Annotated in this window: 14 protein-coding genes; 6 read left to right on the plus strand and 8 right to left on the minus strand. The window is 67.9% G+C overall.

Translation table 11 applies throughout. From position 1 onward, the window contains the following. Positions 1-8: 8 nt before the first annotated feature. On the plus strand, positions 9-752 hold the full coding sequence (locus tag L3V18_RS15180; RefSeq protein WP_237055989.1) for a class I SAM-dependent methyltransferase: 744 nt from the start codon (positions 9-11) through the stop codon (positions 750-752). Here the strand turns inward: L3V18_RS15180 and L3V18_RS15185 are convergent. The 3 genes from L3V18_RS15185 to L3V18_RS15195 form a co-directional block, all read right to left on the minus strand. Then, positions 691-1,551 carry an amidohydrolase family protein gene (locus L3V18_RS15185; RefSeq protein ID WP_237055990.1) on the minus strand — a complete coding sequence of 287 codons (861 nt, stop codon included), beginning with the start codon at positions 1,549-1,551 and terminating at the stop codon, positions 691-693. The genes L3V18_RS15180 and L3V18_RS15185 overlap by 62 nt on opposite strands. A gap of 263 nt (positions 1,552-1,814) precedes the next feature. Continuing rightward, complete coding sequence (locus L3V18_RS15190; protein ID WP_237055992.1) at positions 1,815-5,192, minus strand: hybrid sensor histidine kinase/response regulator; 3,378 nt, start codon at positions 5,190-5,192, stop codon at positions 1,815-1,817. Between the two features lie 136 nt (positions 5,193-5,328). After that, the gene (locus tag L3V18_RS15195) at positions 5,329-7,539 is read right to left on the minus strand and encodes a TonB-dependent receptor (RefSeq protein WP_237055994.1); all 2,211 of its coding nucleotides are present in this window, start codon (positions 7,537-7,539) and stop codon (positions 5,329-5,331) included. Between the two features lie 273 nt (positions 7,540-7,812). Between L3V18_RS15195 and L3V18_RS15200 the strand changes: the two genes are divergently transcribed. The 5 genes from L3V18_RS15200 (at position 7,813) to dinB (ending at position 13,427) form a co-directional block, all read left to right on the plus strand. Further along, the gene (locus L3V18_RS15200; protein WP_237055996.1) at positions 7,813-9,216 is read left to right on the plus strand and encodes a GntP family permease; all 1,404 of its coding nucleotides are present in this window, start codon (positions 7,813-7,815) and stop codon (positions 9,214-9,216) included. Between the two features lie 102 nt (positions 9,217-9,318). After that, entirely contained in the window at positions 9,319-10,062 is a 744-nt protein-coding gene (locus L3V18_RS15205; protein WP_237055998.1) for an endonuclease/exonuclease/phosphatase family protein, read from the plus strand. After that, the gene (gene clsB / locus L3V18_RS15210) at positions 10,059-11,285 is read left to right on the plus strand and encodes a cardiolipin synthase ClsB (RefSeq protein WP_237056000.1); all 1,227 of its coding nucleotides are present in this window, start codon (positions 10,059-10,061) and stop codon (positions 11,283-11,285) included. Before L3V18_RS15205 ends, clsB begins: the two co-directional genes overlap by 4 nt. Then, positions 11,285-12,223, plus strand: a complete 939-nt coding sequence (locus L3V18_RS15215; RefSeq protein ID WP_237056002.1) for a lysylphosphatidylglycerol synthase transmembrane domain-containing protein — start codon at positions 11,285-11,287, stop codon at positions 12,221-12,223. Before clsB ends, L3V18_RS15215 begins: the two co-directional genes overlap by 1 nt. Positions 12,224-12,317: 94 nt before the next feature. Then, positions 12,318-13,427, plus strand: a complete 1,110-nt coding sequence (dinB, locus tag L3V18_RS15220; protein WP_343226344.1) for a DNA polymerase IV — start codon at positions 12,318-12,320, stop codon at positions 13,425-13,427. 3 nt (positions 13,428-13,430) lie between these two features. Here dinB and L3V18_RS15225 read toward each other — a convergent pair whose 3' ends face one another. The 5 genes from L3V18_RS15225 to L3V18_RS15245 all read right to left on the minus strand — a co-directional run bounded on the left by L3V18_RS15225 (position 13,431) and on the right by L3V18_RS15245 (position 21,649). Next, positions 13,431-14,588 (minus strand): serine hydrolase domain-containing protein, encoded by a 1,158-nt coding sequence (locus tag L3V18_RS15225; protein WP_237056004.1) that lies wholly within the window; start codon positions 14,586-14,588, stop codon positions 13,431-13,433. A gap of 4 nt (positions 14,589-14,592) precedes the next feature. Further along, on the minus strand, positions 14,593-15,309 hold the full coding sequence (locus tag L3V18_RS15230; protein ID WP_425493542.1) for a M15 family metallopeptidase: 717 nt from the start codon (positions 15,307-15,309) through the stop codon (positions 14,593-14,595). Between the two features lie 28 nt (positions 15,310-15,337). Next, positions 15,338-16,882 carry a serine hydrolase domain-containing protein gene (locus tag L3V18_RS15235; protein ID WP_343226346.1) on the minus strand — a complete coding sequence of 515 codons (1,545 nt, stop codon included), beginning with the start codon at positions 16,880-16,882 and terminating at the stop codon, positions 15,338-15,340. 83 nt (positions 16,883-16,965) lie between these two features. Further along, positions 16,966-20,001: a TonB-dependent receptor gene (locus tag L3V18_RS15240; RefSeq protein ID WP_237056008.1), complete on the minus strand. Its 3,036-nt coding sequence runs from the start codon at positions 19,999-20,001 to the stop codon at positions 16,966-16,968. Between the two features lie 202 nt (positions 20,002-20,203). Next, positions 20,204-21,649 (minus strand): transglutaminase-like domain-containing protein, encoded by a 1,446-nt coding sequence (locus L3V18_RS15245; RefSeq protein ID WP_237056010.1) that lies wholly within the window; start codon positions 21,647-21,649, stop codon positions 20,204-20,206. Between the last annotated feature and the right edge of the window lie 151 nt (positions 21,650-21,800).

Here is a 21,800-nt window from a genome sequence, read left to right on the forward strand (position 1 = left end):
GAACGCACTTGACGCCCGAACAACTGGCGGCGCAACTGCGTTGTCCCAGCGGCGAGCATGCCGTGGAAGTCGCCGACCGCATGAACGAGGCCAACGGTCCACTGACCGTGAGGGCGATCGGCGTGCTCGACATCCAGTCCGGCGACGCAGTGCTGGAGATCGGTCCCGGCAATGCCGCCTTCGCGCCGGACGCCCTGCGCCGGCCCGGTACGCACTACACCGGCGTCGACTGGTCCGGCGACATGGTCGCTGCCGCGCAACGGCGCCATGCAGGGCTGGTCGCGCAGGGACGCGCCCGCTTCCTGCGTGGCAGCTCCGACGATCTGCCGTTCGCGCCGGGCAGTTTCGATCGCGCGCTGGCGGTGAACACGCTGTACTTCTGGGAACGGCCGCAACGCCACCTCGCGGCGATCAAGCGCATACTCAAGCCCGGCGGCAGCTTCTGCATCGTTTTCGGCGACCCCGGGTTCATGCGCGACCTGCCGTTCGTACCGTTCGGCTTCACCCTGTACGAGCGCGAAATGGTGGAGCGGTTGCTGGACATCGCCGGCTTCGTCGACGTCCAGGCCCACGACCACCACGAAACGGTCACCGGCAACAACGGCGAGACCGTCGCCCGACTTCCACCTGCTGTGCGGCCGTGCCGGCTGAGCCGGCCTGCTCCGGCCATCGAAGAGGGCCGGAGCCCTCCTAAAGATCGAACAGCCGGCGAGCGTTGCCGCTGCGGATCTTTGTCTTCTCCTCCTCGGTGAGATCCAGCTTCTCGAAGGCTTCCAGCGTCCGGGCCAGCGATATCTGTGGATAGTCCGACCCCAGGATCAGGCTGTCGATGCCGACGTTGCGCAGGGTCCAGAGAAATTCCTTCTCGATCGGCGAGTCGGCGGCCAGCAGCACGGTCCCGGAGATGTCGAAATAGACGTTCTCGAGCTCCAGGCCCTCGGCGGTGCGCGCCAGCGGCAGGATGTTCCAGAAACGGAAGTTGAGGCCTCCGGCATGGGCGAACACGAACTTCGTCTGCTGCGCCCGTATTGCCAGGGTGAACAGGTTCTCGCTGTCGCCGGCGACGATGTTGGCGTTGTCCATCAGCACGACCATGTCCAGCTCGCCGGCCTTGCGCACCAGCGCCAGCAACCGCGGATCGGTCACGTCGAACTGCTGGGTATGGGCATGCAGCTTGATCACTTTGACGCCACGACCGGCGATCCGCTCCAGCTCGTCCAGTGCCGCCTGGCCGTCGTAGGGATGCACGGTGCCGATCGGCATCGCCCCCGGGTGCTCGGCCGCCAGCTCGATCAGCGCGTCGTTGCGCGCGCGGATGTCGTCGGGGTCGCCCGCCGGCGCCTGGTTCGGACCGCCGAACCACATCACTCCGATCCCCGCCAGCTCCACTCGGGCCGATTCGGCATCGGCCTTGTACGCGCGCAGCGACTCGCCACCGTCGTGCAGATGGACGTGGATGTCGAACACGGGCCGTGCCGCCGGTGCCGGCGCGGTTTCCTGTGCGAAGGCGCCGCAGGAAAACAACAGCAGGGCCATCAGTGCACGCTTCATCGGTCGGTTCTTCCGGTGTGGACTGGCGGTCGAGTCTAGCGGGAATGCGTGCGGCTCACAGGGCATCTGACTTACTCGGTCGATGGAGAACGACGACAGCGTTGCCGCAGGAGGAAGCGACGGCTCGCCGTTTCCGGACGTCATCGACGCCCCGGCATCGATCGGGTGGCAGGTGCCCGGCAGCCCGCGCGACGATGACGCAGCGGAGGGGACAAGGTGCAGGCGGATTCGCTACCCCGGACGCAGGCCCTTCGGGCAAGCGGCTAGACCGCCGGCACCCGCGCACCGCGTGCGGCCAGCAACCGGTCCAGTACCGATTTCAATGCCAGCGGCTTGATCGGCTTGGCGATCAACGGCAACCCGGCCTCGTGCACGGCGCGGCGTACCTCGCCGCCGCCATCGGCGCTGAGGATCAGGGTCGGGCGGGTGCCGAAGCGCTGGCCCAGACGCTCGGCCAGGGCCACGCCGGTATCGCCGTCGTCGAGGTGATAGTCGAACAGCCACAGCGACGGCGTGCGGCTCCGCAGCATCGCCGCCGCGGTTTCACCATCGCCCGCGGCGCAGACCCGGTACCCCCAGCCGTCGAGCACCTTGGACAGTGCGGCCAATGCCTGCGGATCGTTGTCGACGACCAGCACTTCCAATCCCGCCCTGCCGGCGCCATCGGCAACGACCGCGCCGCCGGCGTTGGCGGGCCCCGCGACCCGCATCACCCGCACCGAGAACACCGCGCCGCGCCCCGGCGTGCTGCGCAGGCCGAGCGGCACGTGCAGCAGCTGCGCGATGCGGTCGGCGATCGACAGCCCGAGCCCGAGTCCCTGCCCCGGCGCGTCGGCACCGCGGCGGAACTCCTCGAAGATCACCCGCTGCTGCGATGGCGCGATGCCGGGGCCGGTGTCGTGCACCTCGACGCGCAGGCCATCGCGATCGCGGCGCACGCCCAGCAGCACGCTGCCGGTGGCGGTGTAGCGGACCGCGTTGGCGAGGAAGTTCTGCAGCACCCGCCGCAACAGCTGCGGGTCGCTGTGCACCCAGGCGTCGCTGCCGACGAAGCGGAAGCGCAGGTCACGGTCGGCCGCGATCGCGCCGAACTCCGATGCCAGCGGCTCCAGCACCTCGGACAGCGGGAAATCGCGTGGCTGTGGCACCAGCCCGCCGGCTTCCAGCTTCGACATGTCGAGCAGCCCGGTCAGCAGGTCGCCGGTGGAATCCAGTGCACCGATGATCTGGCGTGCGGTTTCGCGCCGGGCCGGTTCCAATTGCTGCTCGAGCGCGTCGGCGAACAGCTGCGCGGCATGCAGCGGCTGCATCAGGTCGTGGCCGACCGCGGCGAGGAAGCGGCTCTTGGCCTCGTTCGCGCGCTCGGCGTCGCGCTTCGCCGCCTCCAGGTCGGTGGTGCGTTCGGCCACGCGCTGCTCGAGGGTCTCGTTGGCCTGGATCAGGCCGGCCTCGGCGCGGCGGAACGCGGTGACATCGGTGAACGTCGCGACGAAGCCGCCGCCGGGCATCGGGTTGCCGCGGATCTCGATGATCGTGTCCTCGGCGGGGCCACCTCCCGGAAGCACGCGCTCGCTCAGGTGCACGGTACCGGCCCGCATGTAGGCCAGCCGCCGTTCCAGCGCACGCTCGAGGTCGCCTTCCGGCGGCACCTGCTTCATCGCCCAGCGGGCAAGGTCGGCGATCGGCCGGCCGACCTGCAGCAGTTCGTCGGGAAAGCCGAACAGCTCGGCATAGCGGCGGTTCCAGGCGACCAGCCGCAGGTCGGCATCGACGACGCTGATGCCCTGGCTCATGTTGTGCAGCGCAGCCTCGAGCACGCGCTGGTTGAAGCGCAGGTCGGCCGAGGCCTCGCCGACGATCTGGGCGACGGTGTCGAGCGCACGGCCGGCCTCACGGCGGGCGGCGTCGAGCAGCACGCGCGCCGAGGCCGAACCCAGCACCGCGGCGAGCTCGCGCTCCAGGTCCGCTTCGACTCCGGCCGGCACCGCGCCGGTCGCAGGGGCGTCGCCCAGCAACTGCTCGACGCGCTCGCGCGGCAGGAAACGCAGACCGGCATCGCGAAGGGTCTTGGCATCCAGTCCACGCCGGGTCGAGCGCGGCGCCTCGCGGCGCAGCACCGCGGCCAGCAGGGTAGCCAGCGTGCCGGCGAACAGGCTGGCGCCGACAGCGCGCGCGAGCCGGCTCCATCCGGTCAGTCCGAACAGCCCGTCCGGCGACAGCCAGCGCCAACCCAGCGGGCCCGTCTCGAGCCAGCCGGGCGACAATCCGCGCGCGGACAGGAACATCGGCACCAGCAGCACCCAGGCCCAGACCGCGAACCCGGAAAGCACGCCGACGACCGCCGCACGCGGCGGCGTCTGCGGCCGCCACACCGCGAACGCGAGCGCCGGCGCCAGCGTGGCCAGCGCCGAGAACGACACCGCGCCGACGTCGGCCAGCGCGTCGCTGCTGGCGACCAGCCGGCTGTAGCCCCAGGCCAGCAGCATGATCACCACGATGCCGATCCGGCGCAGCGCCAGCACCCGGCCGCGCAGGTCGCTGCCGTCGTTGCGCGACCAGGCGCCGCGCAGCAGGCCCGGCGCGAACCAGTGGTTGCCGATCATCAGGCTCAGAGTCAGGGTACTGACCACGACCATGCCGGTGGCCGCGCTGAGCCCGCCCAGGAAGGCGACCAGCGCCAGCCCGTGCTGCCCCTGCGACAACGGCAACGCCAGCACGTACAAATCCGACGGCACTCCGCTGCCGCCCAGCAGGGCCGCTCCGGCCCGGGCCAGCGGCAGCACCGGCAGCGCGATCAGCACCAGGTACAGCGGAAACAGCCAGCGCGCGGTGTGCACGTCGCGCTCGTTGCGGCACTCGACCACGCCGACGTGGAACTGGTGCGGCAGGATGAACATCGCCAGCGCGCCAAGCAGCACCAGCGGCACGAAACCGCCACCGGGCGAGGCTTCGGGGACCGGCACCGGCGCCGCCGGCAGCGCCTCGGGCCAGCCGTCCAGCCCGAACCAGACGAAGGCGCCGATCGCCAGCATCGCCGCCAGCTTGAACAGCGACTCGAACGCCATCGCCAGCACCAGCCCGCGGTTGTGCTCGGCCGCGCTCGCCCGGCGGGTACCGAACAGCATCGCGAACAGCGCCATAGCCAGTGCGACGTACAGCGCGCTGTCCTGCCAGGCCGGCAGCGTCGAGGCGTCCGGCGCACGTATGGTCAGCATGGAGAAGCTCATCGCGACCGCCTTCAGCTGCAACGCGATGTACGGCACCAGCCCGAGCGCCGCGACCAGGGTCACGGTCGCTGCCAGCCACGCGTCCTTGCCCAGCCGCGTCGCGATCAGGTCGGCCAGCGAGGTCGCGTTGGTCTCGCGCGCCAGCCGGACCAGCCTGACCATGAAGCCGACCGCAAGCGCGTAGAACAGGATCGCGCCGAGGAACGTCGGCGGCAGCGGCCAGCCATAGCGCGCGGCCTGGGTGACGGTGCCGTAGAACGTCCAGGACGTACAGTGCACCGCCAGCGACAACGCGTAGACGTGGCGCCAGTGGCGGGCCCATGCGGTGGGCCGGCGCTCGGCATACAGCGCGGCCCCGAACATCAACGCCAGCCAGGCCAGGCTGGCGATCGCGACCGTGGTCAGGCTCAGCATGGGAAGGACATCGGCCGCATCGTGCGGCAGCATAGCGCAGCGCGGAGGGGGCCCGTCCCTGAACCCGTCCCGCGCCAATCAGCCGGGCGCCACCCGCCCCATACGGTGTCCGGCGGGGCGGCAGCGGCCGCCCGGATCAGAAGTCGTAGCGGGCGGTCAGCCAGTACTCTCGCGGCGGTCCGTAGAAACCGGTGAGCACGCCGAGAACGCCGATGTTGTAGCCGGTCGTGCGGTACTCCTCGTCGAGCAGGTTCTTGCCCTGCAGAGAGAAGCTCCAGGCGTCGTCCATCCGCCAGTTGACGCCGGCGTCGAGCAGACCGTAGCCCTCCTGCCTGATCGCTTCCGACAGGTCGGTGGTCGGATAGACCTCGCTCTGGTAGCTGTAGCCGACCCGCGCCGAGAAGTCGCCGCCGTTGGCCAGCGGCATCCGGTACTCGACGTTGATCGCACCGGAGAACTCCGGCGCATTGGTGAACTTCTGGTCGCCGGCGACGTTGACGCCATTGGTGATGAACTCGTCGTACCCGGCATCCAGCCAGGCCAGGTTGCCGTTGATCGCCCAGTTCGGGCTCGGCAGCCACTGGTACTCGATCTCGACGCCGTCGACGGTGCCGGCGCCGGCATTGGTGAAGTCGCCGAAGAACGCATCGTCGACGCCGTCGCCATCGGAATCGTAGGCGGTGAAAACCGACAGCTGGATGTCCTTGTACTCGTTGTGGAACGCCGCGAAGTTCAGGAACAGGGTCTGGCCCAGCAGCGCCATCTTGCTGCCGATCTCGTAGCTGTCGACGATCTCGTCGTCGAACGGCTCGGCCGAACGCGGCACCGCGGTGGCATTGGCGCGGATGTTGAAGCCGCCGGACTTGAAGCCACGCGACGCCGAACCGTAGACCATGATGTCCGGCGTGACCTGGTAGTCCAGCGAGACCTTCGGCGAGGTGTTCTTGAAGTTGATGGTCTTGTCGAAGTCCGCGACCACCGCTATCGGCGTGGAGTAAGTGCCGTCGCTGTAGCTGCGGTTGAGCACCACCGCGTGCTTGTCCTCGTCGGTGTAGCGGGCGCCGACATCGAGCTTGAGGCGGTCGGTCAGGTCGAAGGTCCAGTCGGCGTACAGGGCGATGCTCTCGGTGTAGACCGTGCCCTGGGTGTCGCCGAACAGGCTGTTGATGAAGTTGTTCAGCACCTGGCCGCCGGCCTCGCCGTCGAACCAGTACAGGCCCATCACACCGCGGGCGCGACCGCCGCCGTCGTAGTTGACCTGCAGTTCGTTGCTGACCTGCTGGTCGCGGTAGAACGCCTTGACATCGACGATCGGCGCGGTGGTCAGGTCGAAGTCGATGTTGGTCTCGGTATCGGACTCGCGCTTGGCGATCACGTACTTCAGCGACCAGTCGTCGTTGACGCGCCAGTTGGCGGTCGCCGACAGCCCCTTCATCGAGGTGTCGTTGACGTTGGGCATGCCGTTGCGGACGTCGTAGCGGTCGTCCAGCGGCGGGAACGCGCCGTACTGGGGGAACAACAGCGCGTTGAACGGGTTCGGCGCCAGCATCCGCGCGCCGCGCACGCCGGACTGGTCGTCCATCCAGTCGTAGGCGAACTGGATGTTGAAGTCGTCGCTGACATAGGCGCCGAGCTGGCCGCGCAGCGCCAGGATCTCCTTGTCGCTGACCTTCTGTCCGGTGACGAGGTTCTCGCCATAGCCGTCGCTGTTGAGGCTGGCGACCGAGATGCGGCCGCGCAGCGCATCGTTGCCGGCCAGCGAGCCGCCGAGCGCGGCCTTGACGTCGAGCTTGCCGTGGCTGCCGACGGTGACCGAGGCGAAACCGTCGGTCTCGGTCGGCAGGCCGCGCGAGATGTACTTGATCGCGCCGCCGATGGTGTTCTTGCCGTACAGGGTGCCCTGCGGGCCGCGCAGCACCTCGACCCGCTCGACGTCGAACACGTCCAGCAGCGCGCCCTGCGGACGTGCGATGTAGACGTCGTCCAAATAGATGCCGACGCCCGGATCCACGCCCCACAGCGGGTCGGCCTGGCCGACGCCGCGGATGTAGGCGGTGACCGTGCTGCTGGAACCGCGCGCGGCGTAGATGGTCAGGTTCGGCACCTCCGCATCGAGATCGGAGATGTCCTCCACGCCGAGCTTGTCGAGCGCATCGGCGGTGAATGCGGTCACCGCGACCGGCACTTCCTGGAGGGTCTCCTCGCGCTTGCGGGCGGTGACCGTCACCGCATCGAGGGTGGCTGCGGCACGCTCTCCCTGCGCGGCCCCTTCATCGGCATCCTGTGCCCAGGCGCTGGGCGCCAGCAGCGCGCAGGCAATCGCGATGCTCAGGTGTCTGCGGTTCATGTCGTGTCCTCTCCCCAGGGTACAAGTACGGGCCGGTGACGGCGTGGTCGGTTCGTGGCGGCGCAACCCGCCATGCCGCCACAGACTAGGTTCGGTGCCGGGCGCGGACAGCTGTACCTTCGGACAATGCCGGGTCGTGATCGGCTTGCCGAGACTCTTGCGAAACGAGCTTCCGTCATTCCGGCACGCGTCGCCGCGTCCGGTACCCGTCCGCGGGGATGGAGGTCCATGGGACAGGCGGCCTTGCCGTCTCCCGCATACCGGGGATTCTCGATGTCATTCCTGATCGTTCTGGCCGCACTGTGCTTCCTGATGTTCGTCGCCTACCGCGGCTACAGCGTGATCCTGTTCGCGCCGGTCGCCGCGCTGGGCGCAGTGCTCCTGACCGACCCGTCGCTGGTCGCGCCGATGTTCACCGGCCTGTTCATGGACAAGATGGTCGGCTTCATCAAGCTGTACTTCCCGGTATTCCTGCTCGGCGCGATCTTCGGCAAGCTGATCGAGATTTCCGGCTTCTCCAAGGCGATCGTCGCCTCGACCATCAAGCTGCTCGGCGCGCAGCGGGCGATGCTGTCGATCGTGGTCGTCTGTGCGCTGCTGACCTACGGTGGCGTCTCGCTGTTCGTGGTGGTGTTCGCGGTGTACCCGTTCGCCGCCGAACTGTTCCGGCAGAGCGACATTCCGAAACGGCTGATTCCCGGCACGATCGCGCTGGGCGCGTTCACCTTCACGATGGACGCGCTGCCCGGCACCCCACAGATCCAGAACATCATCCCGACCGCGTTCTTCGGCACCGATTCGTGGGCGGCGCCGGTGCTCGGCACGGCCGGCGGTGTGTTCATCCTGATCGTCGGCATGGCCTGGCTGGAAACGCGCCGACGCAAGGCCGCGCGCGCCGGCGAGGGCTACGGCGACCCGGCGACCCTGCTCAACGAACCCCCTGCGTTCACCGGCGGCAAGCTCGCCAATCCGTTCCTCGCGATCCTGCCTCTGGTGCTGGTGGGGATATCGAACAAGCTGTTCACGGTCTGGATACCGCAGCTCTACGGCGACAGCCACAGCTTCGACCCGGCGGTGGTCGGCAATGCCGCTCCGGTGGTGCAGGAAGTGTCGAAGATCGCGGCGATCTGGGCGGTCCAGGGCGCGCTGCTGGTCGGCATCGCCACGGTGATCGCGTTCGCCTGGAAACCGGTGATGGCGAGCTTCGCCGAAGGCACGAAGAGCGCGGTCGGCGGCGCCCTGCTCGCCTCGATGAACACCGCGTCGGAGTATGGCTTCGGCGCGGTGATCGCCGCCCTCCCCGGCTTCCTCGTCGTCGCCAACGCGCTGGGCTCGATCCCCAACCCGCTGGTCAACGAAGCGGTCACCGTGACCGCGCTGGCCGGCATCACCGGCTCGGCCTCCGGCGGCATGAGCATCGCACTGGCGGCGATGGCCGACACCTTCATCGCCAACGCCGATGCCGCGGCCATCCCGATGGAGGTCCTGCACCGCGTCGCGTCGATGGCCTCCGGCGGCATGGATACCCTGCCCCACAACGGTGCGGTGATCACCCTGCTCGCGGTCACCGGCCTGACCCACCGCCAGGCCTACAAGGACATCTTCGCGATCACCGTGATCAAGACGATGGCGGTGTTCGTGGTGATCGGCCTGTTCTACGCCACCGGCCTGACCTGAACGACACGTTGCGATGCTGACGTAACGATTACGTCCCGCTCACGCGACGCATCCCGCGCCCGCGGCAGAATCGGTGTCCGACACCGCTTCAGCCGCGGGCGCATGGCTTCGTTCAACGTTCTGACCGTCAATGCACACATGGGCTTCAACCTGCTCAACAGGCGCTTCGTGCTGCCCGAGCTCCGCGAAGCCATCCGCGACGTGTCAGCCGACGTGGTGTTCCTGCAAGAGGTGCTTGGCGAACACGTCCTCCATGCCGAACGCCACCCGGAATGGCCGCAGGCGACCCAGTACGAGTTCCTCGCCGACACCCTCTGGCCGCAGTTCGCCTACGGCCGCAACGCCGTTTATCCACACGGTCACCACGGCAATGCACTGTTGTCGAAATTTCCGATACTCCGTCACCGCAACCGCGACGTGTCCGTACGGGGGCACGAACAGCGGGGGCTGCTGTACGGCCTGCTGCAACTGCCCGGACTGTCGTTCAAGGTACACACTCTCTGTGTACACCTGGGACTGCGCGAACCGCACCGGCACAGGCAGCTGCGATTGCTGTGCGACATGGTCAACGAGGAGATTCCGGCCGATGCGCCGCTGATCGTCGCCGGCGACTTCAACGACTGGCGCGTGCGCGGCCACCCGCTGTTGCGGGACTGCCGGCTGCAGGAAGCGTTCGAGGTGACCACCGGCCGCGTCGCGCGCACCTTTCCGGCACGCTGGCCGCTGATGCCACTGGATCGCATCTACGTGCGCGGCCTGCGCATCCGCAGCGCCCGCGTCCCACGCGGACGGCCGTGGTCGCACCTGTCGGACCACCTGCCGCTGCTGGCGAAGGTCGCGCTGTGAGCGCCCTCGGGCGACCGGCATCAGCGGCGGCGCCCTGGCGCGCCGGCAACAGCGCGCGCCTGCTCGAGAACGGCGAGGCGTACTTTCCCGCGGCCTTCGCGGCGATCGACGCCGCCGCCCGCGAGATCCTGCTGGAAACGTTCATCTGGTTCGAGGACGAGGTCGGCTGGGAACTGCACCGACGGCTGCTCGAGGCGGCACAGCGCGGCGTGCGCGTGGAGGTACTGGTCGACGGCTATGGATCGCCCGGCTTCACGCCGCAGTTCCTGCAACCGCTGCTGGAGGCGGGCGTGCGGTTGCGCGTGTTCGATCACCGGCCGCGCCGGTTCGGCGTGCGCCTGCATGTGTTCCGGCGCATGCACCGCAAGCTGCTGGTGGTGGACGGCAGACGCGCCTTCATCGGTGGCATCAACTATGCCGCCGACCACCTGGCCCACTACGGCCCCGGAGCCAAGCAGGACTATGCGGTCGAGCTGGAAGGCCCCATCGTCGCCGACGTGCATTCGTTCGTCGAATGCGCGCTCGCCACGCACGGGATCGGCCATCCCTGGCGGCCGCAGCCGAAGATCGAAGTCCCTCAGGCGGGCGACGCCCGGATCATGTTCCTGCCACGGGACAACGACCATCGCAGCACCAGCATCGAGCACGAGTACCGGCGGGCGATACGCGCGGCGCGGCGTGAACTGATGCTGGCGAACGCCTATTTCTTTCCCGGCTACGGCTTTCTGCGCGATCTCCGTCAAGCCGCCCGCCGCGGCGTGCGGGTGACGCTGATCGTGCAGGGCGAACCCGATACGCCGATCGCGCTGACCGCGGCACGGGTGCTGTACGCGCACCTGCTCGATGCCGGCATCAGTGTCCACGAGTACTGCGAGCGCCCGTTCCACGGCAAGGTCGCCTATGTCGACGACGAGTGGTGCACCGTCGGCTCCAGCAATCTGGATCCGCTCAGCCTGTCGCTGAACCTGGAAGCGAACATCTTCATCCACGACCGCGCCTTCGTCGACGATCTGCGCACGCGCCTGCAGGCGCTGATCCGACAGCACTGCCGTGCGGTCGACCGGGCGAGCGTCCCCCGCCAGCGCTTCTGGCAGCCGCTGACGCGACCGCTGCTGTTCCATTGCCTGCGCCGCTTCCCCGACTGGGCCAGCCGCCTGCCGGCGCCGCCGCCGCGCACCGCGCTCATGCATCCGCCCGAAGCCCCGGGGCCGGAGAAAAGCTGATGACGCGGCGATCGCGGTGGCACCGTGTCCGTCGCTGGGCGTTCGCCGCCCTGCTGCTGGCCGCCGCGGTGCTGCTGGTGCGCTATGCGCGTGGTATCGACTGGCCGCAGGTCGGCGCCGCGCTCGCCGGCTACGCGCCGTCGACACTGCTGTCGGCTGCGGCGCTGGCTGCGCTGTCCTACCTGCTGTACGGCAGCTACGACCTGGTCGCCCGCGTCCACGCCGGCCATGCCCTGCCCGCGGGAAAGGTCCTGGCGATCGCCTTCACCTGCTATGCGTTCGGACTCAACATCGGCGCTCTGGTTGGCAGCACCGGACTGCGCTACCGGCTGTATTCCCACGCAGGACTGGGCGCCGGCTGCATCACGCGGATCGTGGTCTTCAGCACGGCCACCAACTGGCTGGGCTACCTGATGCTCGCGGGCGCCCTGCTGGCGATGGGCGCGATCGCGCCGCCGCCGCACTGGGGACCGGCCGGGGCCTCCTTGCGCTGGCTGGGCGCCGGAATGTTTGCCGCGGCCGCCGGCTACCTGCTCGCATGCCGCTTCGGCCACGGGCGCATGTTCCATCTGCGCAGTCACCACTTCCGCCTGCCGCCGCCATCGCTGGGCGCTCTGCAATTGCTGCTCGCGGGCACCAACTGGGCGCTGGCTGGCGCCGTGCTTCACGTGCTGATGCCGCCCGCGATCGGCTACTTCGATGCGCTCGGCGCACTGCTGATGTCGGCGCTGGCAACGCTGATCGTAAGGATTCCGGCAGGTCTCGGAGTGCTGGAGGCGGTGACGCTGGCCGCGCTGGGCCATCTGGAGTCGACGCCGCGACTGCTGGCCGCCGTGCTGGCGTTCCGCGCCTGCTATTACCTGCTGCCGCTGCTGGCAGGACTGGTCCTCTACACCGTCCTGGAGACACGGGCGCTGCGCGCGGTGCGGGAGTCCTGAGCCGGCCCAGGCAGGCGCCGATGGGCCAGCGCTGGCCTCGCATGCAGGCTGACGTTAGTATTTTGACTAACGCCCTGCCCGCACCACGTTCCGAGTGTCTCCGCCGCTCCGCAAGATCCTGCACATCGACATGGACGCGTTCTACGCGTCGGTGGAGCAGCGCGACGATCCGGGCCTGCGCGGCAGGCCGGTGGTCGTGGCATGGCGTGGTGCGCGCTCGGTGGTCTGCGCGGCCAGCTACGAGGCGCGCAAGTTCGGCGTGCGTTCGGCGATGCCGGCGCTGCGGGCGGAGCGGCTGTGTCCGCATGCGGTGTTCGTCGCGCCGGATTTCCCCCGTTACAAGGCGGTATCGCGACAGGTCCGCGGAATCTTCGCCCGCCACACCGAGCTGATCGAGCCGCTGTCGCTCGACGAGGCCTACCTCGACGTCACCGAGACCAGGACCGGCTTGCCGTCGGCGACCGCGACCGCCGAGGCGATCCGTGCCGCGATCCGCGAGGAAACCGGTCTGACTGCATCCGCGGGGGTCGCACCGAACAAGTTCCTTGCCAAGATCGCGTCCGACTGGCGCAAACCCGACGGCCTGTTCGTGCTCAAGCCGCACCAGGTCGAGGCGTTCCTCACCCCGCTGCCGGTAGGACGCCTGCCCGGCGTCGGCAAGGTCACCGAACGCCGGCTCGGCAAGCTCGGCATCGCCACCGTCGGCGATCTGCGCACGCTGGGGCAGGACCGGCTGGAAGCGATGTTCGGCCGTTGGGGTGCGCGTCTGCACCGGCTTTCGCACGGGATCGACGACAACCCGGTGCAACCGGAGCGGCCGACCATGCAGGTGTCCTCCGAGGACACCTTTCCCGACGACCTTCCGCTGGACGCACTGGACACGCACATCCGGCGACTGGCGGAAAAGACCTGGGCCGGCTACCAGCGCGAGCGGGAACGCGACCCACAACGGATCGCGCGCACCGTGGTGCTGAAGCTGAAGACCGCCGACTTCCGCATCCTGACCCGCAGCCTGACCCTGCCTGCACTGCCCGCCGGCGCGCAGGCGTTGGCCGCTGTGGCGTGCGGGCTGCGCGAACGCGTCGACCTGCCGGCGGACACGCTGTACCGGCTGGTCGGCGTCGGCATTTCCGGCTTCACCGGGACCGAGGACGCCGTCGCGCAGAGCGACCTGTTCGGCGCCGACGAACCTCCCCTGCCCTGAACCTCAGCGTCCGCCGCCCGTGGCTTCCGCGCCGAACAGCGCCGCGACCCGCAACGCGGTCGCATACGGCTCGGGATCGTTGCGATTGCTGAGCAGTACGACAGTGAGGCGTCGCTGCGGGAAACGGACCAGGACGTTGCGGAAGCCGATGCTTTCGCCCGAATGCCACAGGCTGTCGCCGGTGATCCGCCATCCGAAACCATAGGCGATATCCGGGTCATCGGTCGGCGTCGTCGCAGCGAACGCGAGCCGGCGCGAGGCGTCGCTCAACAGACGGTCGTCGTAGAGCGCGGCGTCCCACCGGGCCAGGTCGTCGATCGACGAATAGATGCCGCCGTCGCCCAGCACGGCGCTGGTCAGGCTCTGGTCGGTCCGGACCCAGCCGGAATCCGTCCGGCTGTAGCCGTAGGCGCGCTCCGGCACGGCCGGCCCTTCCCTGACGTAGGCGAGGGTCGCATCCATGCCCAGCGGCGCGAAGATGCGCTGGCGGAGGAACTCCGGGTAATCGACGCCGGAAGCGCGCTCCACGACCAGTGCGAGCAGCGCGTAGCCGCTGTTGCTGTAACGGTAACCGGTACCCGGTACGAAATAGGTTCGGTCCTGCCGTTCCAGAATCGTGAGCACATCGGCGTCGCGCAACTGGTCGGACAGGTCGGCGGGGTCGAGGTCGGCGGGCATCGCCTCCTCGTAGTCGACAAGACCCGAGGTATGGGTCAGCAAATGGCGGATGGTGACGGTATCCGTCGCAGCCGGCAGTGTCGGCAGCCAGCGCCTGACCGGGTCGTCCAGGTCGAGCCGGCGGTCCTCGGCCAGCAACAACACGGCCGCCGCGGTGAACTGCTTGCTGATCGAGGCCAGGCGGAAATTCGTCGCCGGCGTCACTGCACGACCGGTTTCCAGCTCGGCCAGGCCGTAGCCGCGGCGCACGACCGCCTCGCCGTCGCGGATCACCATCAGGGCCGCGCCGGGGACCTCGCCCTGGTAGCGCGCCATCAACGCATCGACGCCTGCATCGGTCGACGTACGGGGCGGCGGCGGCGCGGCCGGATCGAGTCCGCGACCGGCGCATGCGAGCAGGACGGCTGCGACGACGGCAAGCAGAACGGCGGCGAAAAGCCGCTGCCGTCCGGCCGGTCCCGCCGATGTGGGATCGGAACGCATCGGGCTATTCCACCGGCACGTCGTGGTAGGTCCGCGGCGACGGCTCGGGGTCGAGCGTGTAGTGCCACCATTCCTGCGGATAGTTGCGGAAACCGTGCCGTTCCATCGCCGCACGCAGACGATCGCGGTTGGCGCGTTGCTCCGCGGTGACCTGCGGCGAATCGGTGTTCGCACGCGGATCGAAGAAGTCGAACGGCGTGCCCATGTCGAGCGGACGGCAGGCGCGGTCGCGGTCGCATTCAAGCAGGGTCAGGTCCACCGTCGCGCCCCTGCTGTGCCCGGACAGCGGCGCGATGTACTCGCCGCGCAATGCGCTCTTGGGCAGGTTGGGGTGATAGCGGGTGCGGATGGCCGGGTCGGCATCCTCCTCGACCCAGCGCATGAAGCGGCGGACCGCGCGCACCGGCCGGTAGCAGTCGAATATACGCAACCGCAGCCCCTGCGCGCGCAGCTCTGATTCGACCGCGGCCAGCGCATCGGCCGCCGGCGCCAGAAGATAGCAACGCGGATGCCGATAGCCGTCCACCGGGGCACCGGTGAAGTTGTCATTGCCGGCATACCGGATGTCCAGGTCGATATCCGCCACCCGCTCGCGGATGTCGACCAGTCCGGCCTGTTGCGGCGTCGTGGCCATGGAAAACATCGGCGGGCTGGCTGCCGCGTCGTCGGCGGCACGCCCCGCGCAACCCGTCGCGGTCGCGGCAAGCAAGGCCGAGAGCATGGCCTGTCGAAACCCGCCGCGCACCGCCCTAGCCTCCACAACCGCCGACCCGTTCGAACGCCAGGTCCTCGTAGTCGGAGCTGAAGTCGCCATCGGGATCGACCTTGGCCATCGTCATCCGCGGCGGCGAAACGGGCGTGGCCCCGTGCAGGTCCATCCACGCCTCGGGATCGATGGTGTCATCGTCCCAGTCGACCAGCGCACGACCGTGCACCTGCATGACGCGACCGGACAGCCGCGGCGACCTGGCCGAGGCGAAACGTACGCCGCCGTCCGCATCGCACAGCGACACCTCGCCGAACCACGGGTCGCGATAGATGCCCAGGTAGGCCGCCATGTCGAGCGCGTGAGCCGGGGTGCGACCGGAAGTGTCGGGCATGCGCGAACGGCCTGCACCGTCGCGCTCCCGCTCCAGCCGATCGGCAAGCGCATCGACACGGGTGTCCGCCTCCGGCCGGACGAAGTAGTCGAGCAGGGCCGAGGTGATCACCGAGCGCGCGTCGCTGCCATCGCCGTTGATCATCACCACGAATCCGGAACGGCGGTCGGGCAGCAGCATCAACACCGAGTACATGCCCGCCAGGGTGCCGGTGTGCGAGATCGTCCACTCGCCGTGCACGTCGGCCAGGCGCCAGCCGTAGCCATAGGCGCGGATATGGGTGCCGTCCCATTCGCGGCTGCGCGCGGAAACCGGCAGGAGCGTATGCGCCGTCCACATCGCCGTACGCTGCTCCTGCGAAAGCCACTGCAGCTGCTCCGCCGTCGGCTGCAGCCAGTTGTGCGCCCACAGCAGCATGTCGTCGAGGCTGCAGCGTATTCCGCCGGCCGCAGCGGAGGTGATTGCCGGCACGACCTCGCCATCGGCACGGATCACCGCATTGCCCTGCTCCGTCCGCATGTGCGGCTGGGCAACGCTGCCGGCCCCGGTCCGCGTCCACTCGCCCACCCGGCAGCCGGATAATCCCAGCGGATCGAATACCTCCCGGCGCACGAGCGATTCGTACGATGCCCCGCCCGCTGCCGCGGCGACTTCGCCTGCGACCACGTACAGCAGGTTGTCGTAGGCATAGCCGGAACGGAAACTGCGCTCGGGCCTGAGATGGGCCAGCCCGGCGATGATGTCGGCGCGTCCGAAATCATTCGGCTCCGGCCACAGCATCAGGTCGCCGGCGCCCTCCGGCAGGCCACTGTTGTGGATCAGCAGGTCGCGCACCTGCATCTCGCGGGTGACCCAGTCCTCGTACATCCGGAACCGCGGCAGGTGCCGCGTGACCGGATCGTCCCAGCGCAGCTTCCCGGCGTCGACCAGCCGCGCCAGCACCGCAGCGGTCATCGCCTTGCTGTTCGACGCGATCTTGAACAACGTCGCGGAGGTCACCGGGTCGTCCGAACCGGCGGCGGTCTCGCCCCCGGTCCGGACATGGACGACCTCGCCGTCCTCGATCACGCCCATCGCCATTCCAGGAAGCCCGAACCGCATCATCGAGTCGTCGAAGATGCGGTCGAGGGCGGCGGGGTCGCGAGGCTCGGGCTGAACCGCCGCAGCCGGCATTGCGGCCAGGAGCAGCAGCAAAACCGCACATGCATGGGCGACCCGACCCAACCAGGATCGTCGCGGCGCAACGTGGCGCCGCGGCAAGTCTGCGGAGAGAACGCTCAGAAGCTCCACGATACGATCAGCTGCCCGTACCTCGGCGACTGCAGAAACCGTTCCTTGCCAAAGAACTCGTCGCGATCGCCGACGCCCGGTTCCAGTTCCTGATAGACCCACACTGGCTCCTGGCGGTTGAACAGGTTGTAGACGGAGAACTTCGCTTCGAGCTTGCCGGCGTCGAAGGTGCGTTCATACGCCAGACTCAGCCCAAGGTCGATCACCCACGGCATGCGCCCCGCGCCACCCCGTGGGGAGTGTTCAAAGACGCGATCGTCGGTACTCCAGGTATCGCCTTCCTGTGCATTCTCGGGCGGCGCGCAGTTCTCGACGCAGATGTAATAGCTGTGATAGCTCTTCCAGTTGTAGGGATTGCCCACCCCGAAAGCTGTAATCGGACCGCCCGAGCGCGCATCCAGCGTTGCGCCGACACGCCAGTTGTCATTGAAGGCATAGGTACCACGGAGCTTGAGCTGGTGCCGGTGATCGTTGGCCAGCGGGCCATCGCCCCGATAATTGACAAACGGATCGTCAAAGTTCTCGGTGCGGCCGGTATCGCCGAAGTTGGTGTCGGTATTGACCGGCCCTTCGGCATTACCCTCGTTCCAGGACAGCGTATAGGAAGCATTGAGGGCCCATCTTCCGTCCCAGGCACGATCGACCTGGAACTCAAGCGCCTTGTAGGTCCGATCCGGCTTCACCCAGCCACGCTGGCCGGTTGGCGTCGAGCCGACATATTCCCATTCTCCGTTGATGTACTCGTAGTTGTCGGCTTCGGTCCAGTAGCCTGCCTTTGAGGTATCGATGGTCAGATAGCCGTCATCGACTCCATCGCAATCGGTGTCACCCCAGACCGTGACGTCCTCTCCCGGATTCGCCATCACCCAGCGGCTGGGGATGCGGCCGCAGTGGGTGGCGGTGATGTTCATGTCGTCGATTGCATTCTCCAGCTTGCGGTATATACCGCGTACGCCCCACGACCAGGTCGCATTGATCTGCTGCTGGAAGCCGAGAATCAGCTCGTCCTGATAGACCGGATCCATATCCTTGTCGACCTCGGCGCGCAGATCGCCTACGGTCCCGTCGCCTTGGCTGTTGTCAAAACCGAACTCGGTGCCGAGGATCGGCACGGCATACTGGACGCCGTCGCGCTCGCGGATTTCCCAACCGTCGAAGCCGTAGTACGTGCGTTCGTCGAGCAGTGCACCGCCCTGCTTGATATTGATCACGTTGGCGACCGGCAGGAAATAGCGGCCAATATTGCCGAACAGCTTGGTCGTGGCATCTCCCTTCACGTCCCACGAGAATCCGACCCGTGGTGCCCACATGTCATCCATTTCGATGTAGGTACGTCCCTCGGCATCGCGGTTGTCGAAGCTCTCGTTACGGATACCAAGATTGAGCACGAGGTCGTCGCCGATCGACCAGCTGTCTTCCAGATAGAACGCCTCGTTGATGCTCTCGAACTCGCCGAATATCGAGTAGCGGCGGGCACGGACATAGGCGGTGTATCCAGGTGGAACGATGCCCGCACCCGGTATCTGGGCCCCCGGCGTCGTCGTATATACGTTGTATTGGATCCCACCGGGACCTGCATAGACCTGGTCCAGATCGGAAGTGTTGCTTTCCCTGTCGACGCCGAAGCGCAGCAGATGATTGCCCAGGGACCACTCGAAGTCGGCCCGGGTCTGCTCGCGCTGATCGTTGCGGTCGTAGATCGTCGAATTGTTGGTGCAGCCCAGCGGCACGCCAGGATCGGGCACTCCCGAAGCGCGGGTCACGTAATTGCAGTCGCCGTCATTGGGAGACGCGGTGATACTTTCGCGTTCACTGCTACCGTGCATCAACTTCATCGACAGATTGTCTGTGATGTAGGAGGTCCAGGTCAGCGCCCAGTTATCGCCACCACTCTCGGAATAGGACTCGCTGAGTTTTTCGCCAACCTCGCCGGCATCGTAGTCGTAGGTAAAGGTCTCGTTGTCGATGCGGTTCTTGTTCGAGAACGCCATTAGGCTCAGGAGGTTGTTGTCCGTCACCTGCCAATCCATCGTCGTGCCCCAGAAGCCATCGTCGGACTCGCCCCTGGTGAAGCTGGTACCGGCATTGTTGGTGCTCTCGGGTTCGATGTCACGGCCTTCGTACATCGCGAAGAAGAACAGGCGATCACGAATGATCGGGCCGGACGCCCAGAGGTTCAGACGCGTTGAGTCGGTGCTGTCGTGGCTGCGGGCGATATAGCGATCGCCGTCGAGATAGCTGTCCCGAGCCGACGACTTCCATGCGCGGGGCGAAGCCACCAGCTTGGCGCCTCCATGAAATTCGTTGCTGCCCGACTTGGCGATGGCATTGACGACGCCACCGGTAGTGCGGCCGAACTCCACCGAATAGCCTCCCGTCTTGACCTGGAATTCCTGGTAGAAGTCGAACGGCGCTTCCGAGAAGCCGACCCGGTTGTAGAAATCGGTGACGTTGAGGCCGTTGATGTAGAACGCGTTCTCGGCCACCGAGGAGCCACCGAACGAGATGCCGCCGAAGCTTGCGGAACCGCCGGCGACGCCCGGTGCGAGCAGCGCGACCGAGGTCACGTTGCGGTCGACCGGCATCCGCTCGATCTCCTCGGCGGTGATGTTGGTCGCCGACTCGGTCGAAGTCACGTCGACCGGCGAGATCACCCGCGTACCGATTACCTGTACCGCCGCCATGTCGACCACGCCGTCGGCATCGAGATTGACCGTTGTGGCGTTGCCCAGCGAGACACTGACGTCGATCGCCTGCCCTACCGCTTGGCCGTCGCGGCGGACCTGCAACGTGTAGTTGCCTACCGGCAACTGGGACAGGCGATAACTGCCATTGGAGCCGACCGACACCGTCCGGGTCAGGCCAGTGTCGGTGTTGGTGACCGTGACCGTGTCCCCTGCACTGGCGCGGCCGGCAATGGCGCCATTGACGTTCTGGGCCAGCGCCGCGCCCGGCGCCATCGATGCCAGGCACACCCCCATTGCCATATAGAGCGCTGTCTTACGCAAAGCCGTGCCGTACATGTCGTCTAGTCCCCCGAGCTTTTGTAGTGGTTGAGATGTGCAGCGTCCCTGCCGGGAAAGCCCGTACCAGGCCATCCCGTGCCTGACCGGGCAGCCGGATCCGGAACAGGCCCGGGCCCGGCCTCACCGGTCCGGCACCCATCCGCCGGACCGGTGAACGCACCGTCCATGGCACGTGCGGCCTTCGTGCCGGCGAAGGCCGCTAGCGCGTTGCCTGATCGTTCCCGACCTGGTCGTCCACGGTCCGGCCGCCGTCCAGGACTTCCGCACTGAAGCGGTAGTCCCATTGATCGAAGTAGAGGTTGCCCCCCTGCCACTCCACTTCGCCGCGCTGCGAATCCACGGTCTCCGACCGGAAATGCCGCTTGCGCGGAAACAGGGGCTGCGAATAGTCGTCGTTGAAGGCGATGCGATAGGCATCGAGTCCACCGAAGTAGAACCAGCGCAGCTCCTCGTCGTCGCTGTCCAGCAGCCCGGTCGTCACGTCCATCGGCACCCAGCCATACGGCGCCAGGTACATCCAGCCCCAGTCGTGCAGGTTGTCGTAGTCGCCGTCGGAGTAGACCATGCCCGACTGCCAGCGGGTCGGAATGCCGTTGAGCCGCAGCAGGGCCATCAGCAACAGGGTCTGCTGGCCGCAGTCGGCATGGCCGGCGCGCAGCGCGTAGTCGCTGATGTTGGAGATCGTCGAGTATTCGCGCGCCGATGCCCATGGAATGCGGTCGACAGCGGCGAACAGCCTGCGCGCGATGCGGTACGGATGGGTCTCGTCGCCGACGACCTGCTGCGAGAAGCGCCGCAGGTCGTCGGTGAACACGATGTGCGGCGGGCGTTCGGCGAGAAAGGGGACGAGCGTGTCGGCGACGACGGGAACGACCCGCTCGGGATCGATCGCATGGTACTGGCCGCGCACGGTGAGCTCGTACTCGACCGAGAACTCGGTCGGCTCGCCGGCAACCGCCGGGCGTGTCATGTGCACGGTGCGCTGCCGGGCCGATTCCGGGGCCAGCACGTGCGTGGCAGGCGTCGTGCGCAACAGCCGGATGTCCTCCTGCTGGCCCGGAATGGCGCGCGGATAGGGAATCCATGCCTTGACCGTCTCGCCCGCGGGCACCGCGTCGGCATCGACGATCAGGGACTGACTGACCCTGATCCGGCGCGGCGCCACGTGGACCTGGCCGGTCGCGAGCGCCGCGTCGCGGACTTCGGCGTGGTGGGGGTTGAGCGTTTCCATCGGCCCGAAGACACCATTGCGCGGCGTCGCACGGCGGGCCGCCGCCTCGGCGTTGACCCGGAACAGGTTGGGCACAGTGCGCGCGAAGTAGCGCCGTTCGCCGTCGATGACCAGGTGCTCGAGCGCACCCGCCGTGTCCCAGGCGGCGAACTCGCCCGCCTGCAGATCCGGAATCTCCTCCTGCAGCTTCGCCCGCACCGACGTGACGTCGTGGGGAAAGTCCAGGCGGATCCGGCGCATCCGTTCTCGTTCGAACGCCAGCGCCTGTCGCTGCGCAGCAGGACGGTCGTCGTCGGCCAGAAGCGCCACGATCCTTGCCTCCGCCTCCGCGAAGCGGCCGCCATCGACCAGCGCCACCACTTCACGTACGGTGTCGTCGGCCATTGCGGAGGCAGGCAGAACCATCGACGACATGACGGCGAGCACCATCAGGGCCGTGACGGCATGCGCCAGCGTCCGCCAAACGCGCGCGGTCGCCGCGGGGGGGGGGGGGGGGGGCCCCCCCCCCCCCCCCCCCCCCCCCCCCCCCCCCCCCCCCCCCCCCCCCCCCCCGCGCCCCCCCCCC

This window comes from Marilutibacter chinensis, assembly GCF_021725675.1.
Taxonomy (GTDB): Bacteria; Pseudomonadota; Gammaproteobacteria; order Xanthomonadales; family Xanthomonadaceae; genus Marilutibacter; species Marilutibacter chinensis.

Coding starts and splice junctions, on each gene's coding strand:
- L3V18_RS15245 (WP_237056010.1), bottom strand. CDS start 21,649: ATGTCGTCGATGGTTCTGCCTGCCTCCGCAATGGCCGACGACACCGTA.
- L3V18_RS15215 (WP_237056002.1), top strand. CDS start 11,285: ATGACGCGGCGATCGCGGTGGCACCGTGTCCGTCGCTGGGCGTTCGCC.
- L3V18_RS15205 (WP_237055998.1), top strand. CDS start 9,319: ATGGCTTCGTTCAACGTTCTGACCGTCAATGCACACATGGGCTTCAAC.
- L3V18_RS15200 (WP_237055996.1), top strand. CDS start 7,813: ATGTCATTCCTGATCGTTCTGGCCGCACTGTGCTTCCTGATGTTCGTC.
- L3V18_RS15195 (WP_237055994.1), bottom strand. CDS start 7,539: ATGAACCGCAGACACCTGAGCATCGCGATTGCCTGCGCGCTGCTGGCG.
- L3V18_RS15225 (WP_237056004.1), bottom strand. CDS start 14,588: ATGCGTTCCGATCCCACATCGGCGGGACCGGCCGGACGGCAGCGGCTT.
- L3V18_RS15190 (WP_237055992.1), bottom strand. CDS start 5,192: ATGCTGAGCCTGACCACGGTCGCGATCGCCAGCCTGGCCTGGCTGGCG.
- L3V18_RS15240 (WP_237056008.1), bottom strand. CDS start 20,001: ATGTACGGCACGGCTTTGCGTAAGACAGCGCTCTATATGGCAATGGGG.
- L3V18_RS15230 (WP_425493542.1), bottom strand. CDS start 15,309: ATGCTCTCGGCCTTGCTTGCCGCGACCGCGACGGGTTGCGCGGGGCGT.
- L3V18_RS15185 (WP_237055990.1), bottom strand. CDS start 1,551: ATGAAGCGTGCACTGATGGCCCTGCTGTTGTTTTCCTGCGGCGCCTTC.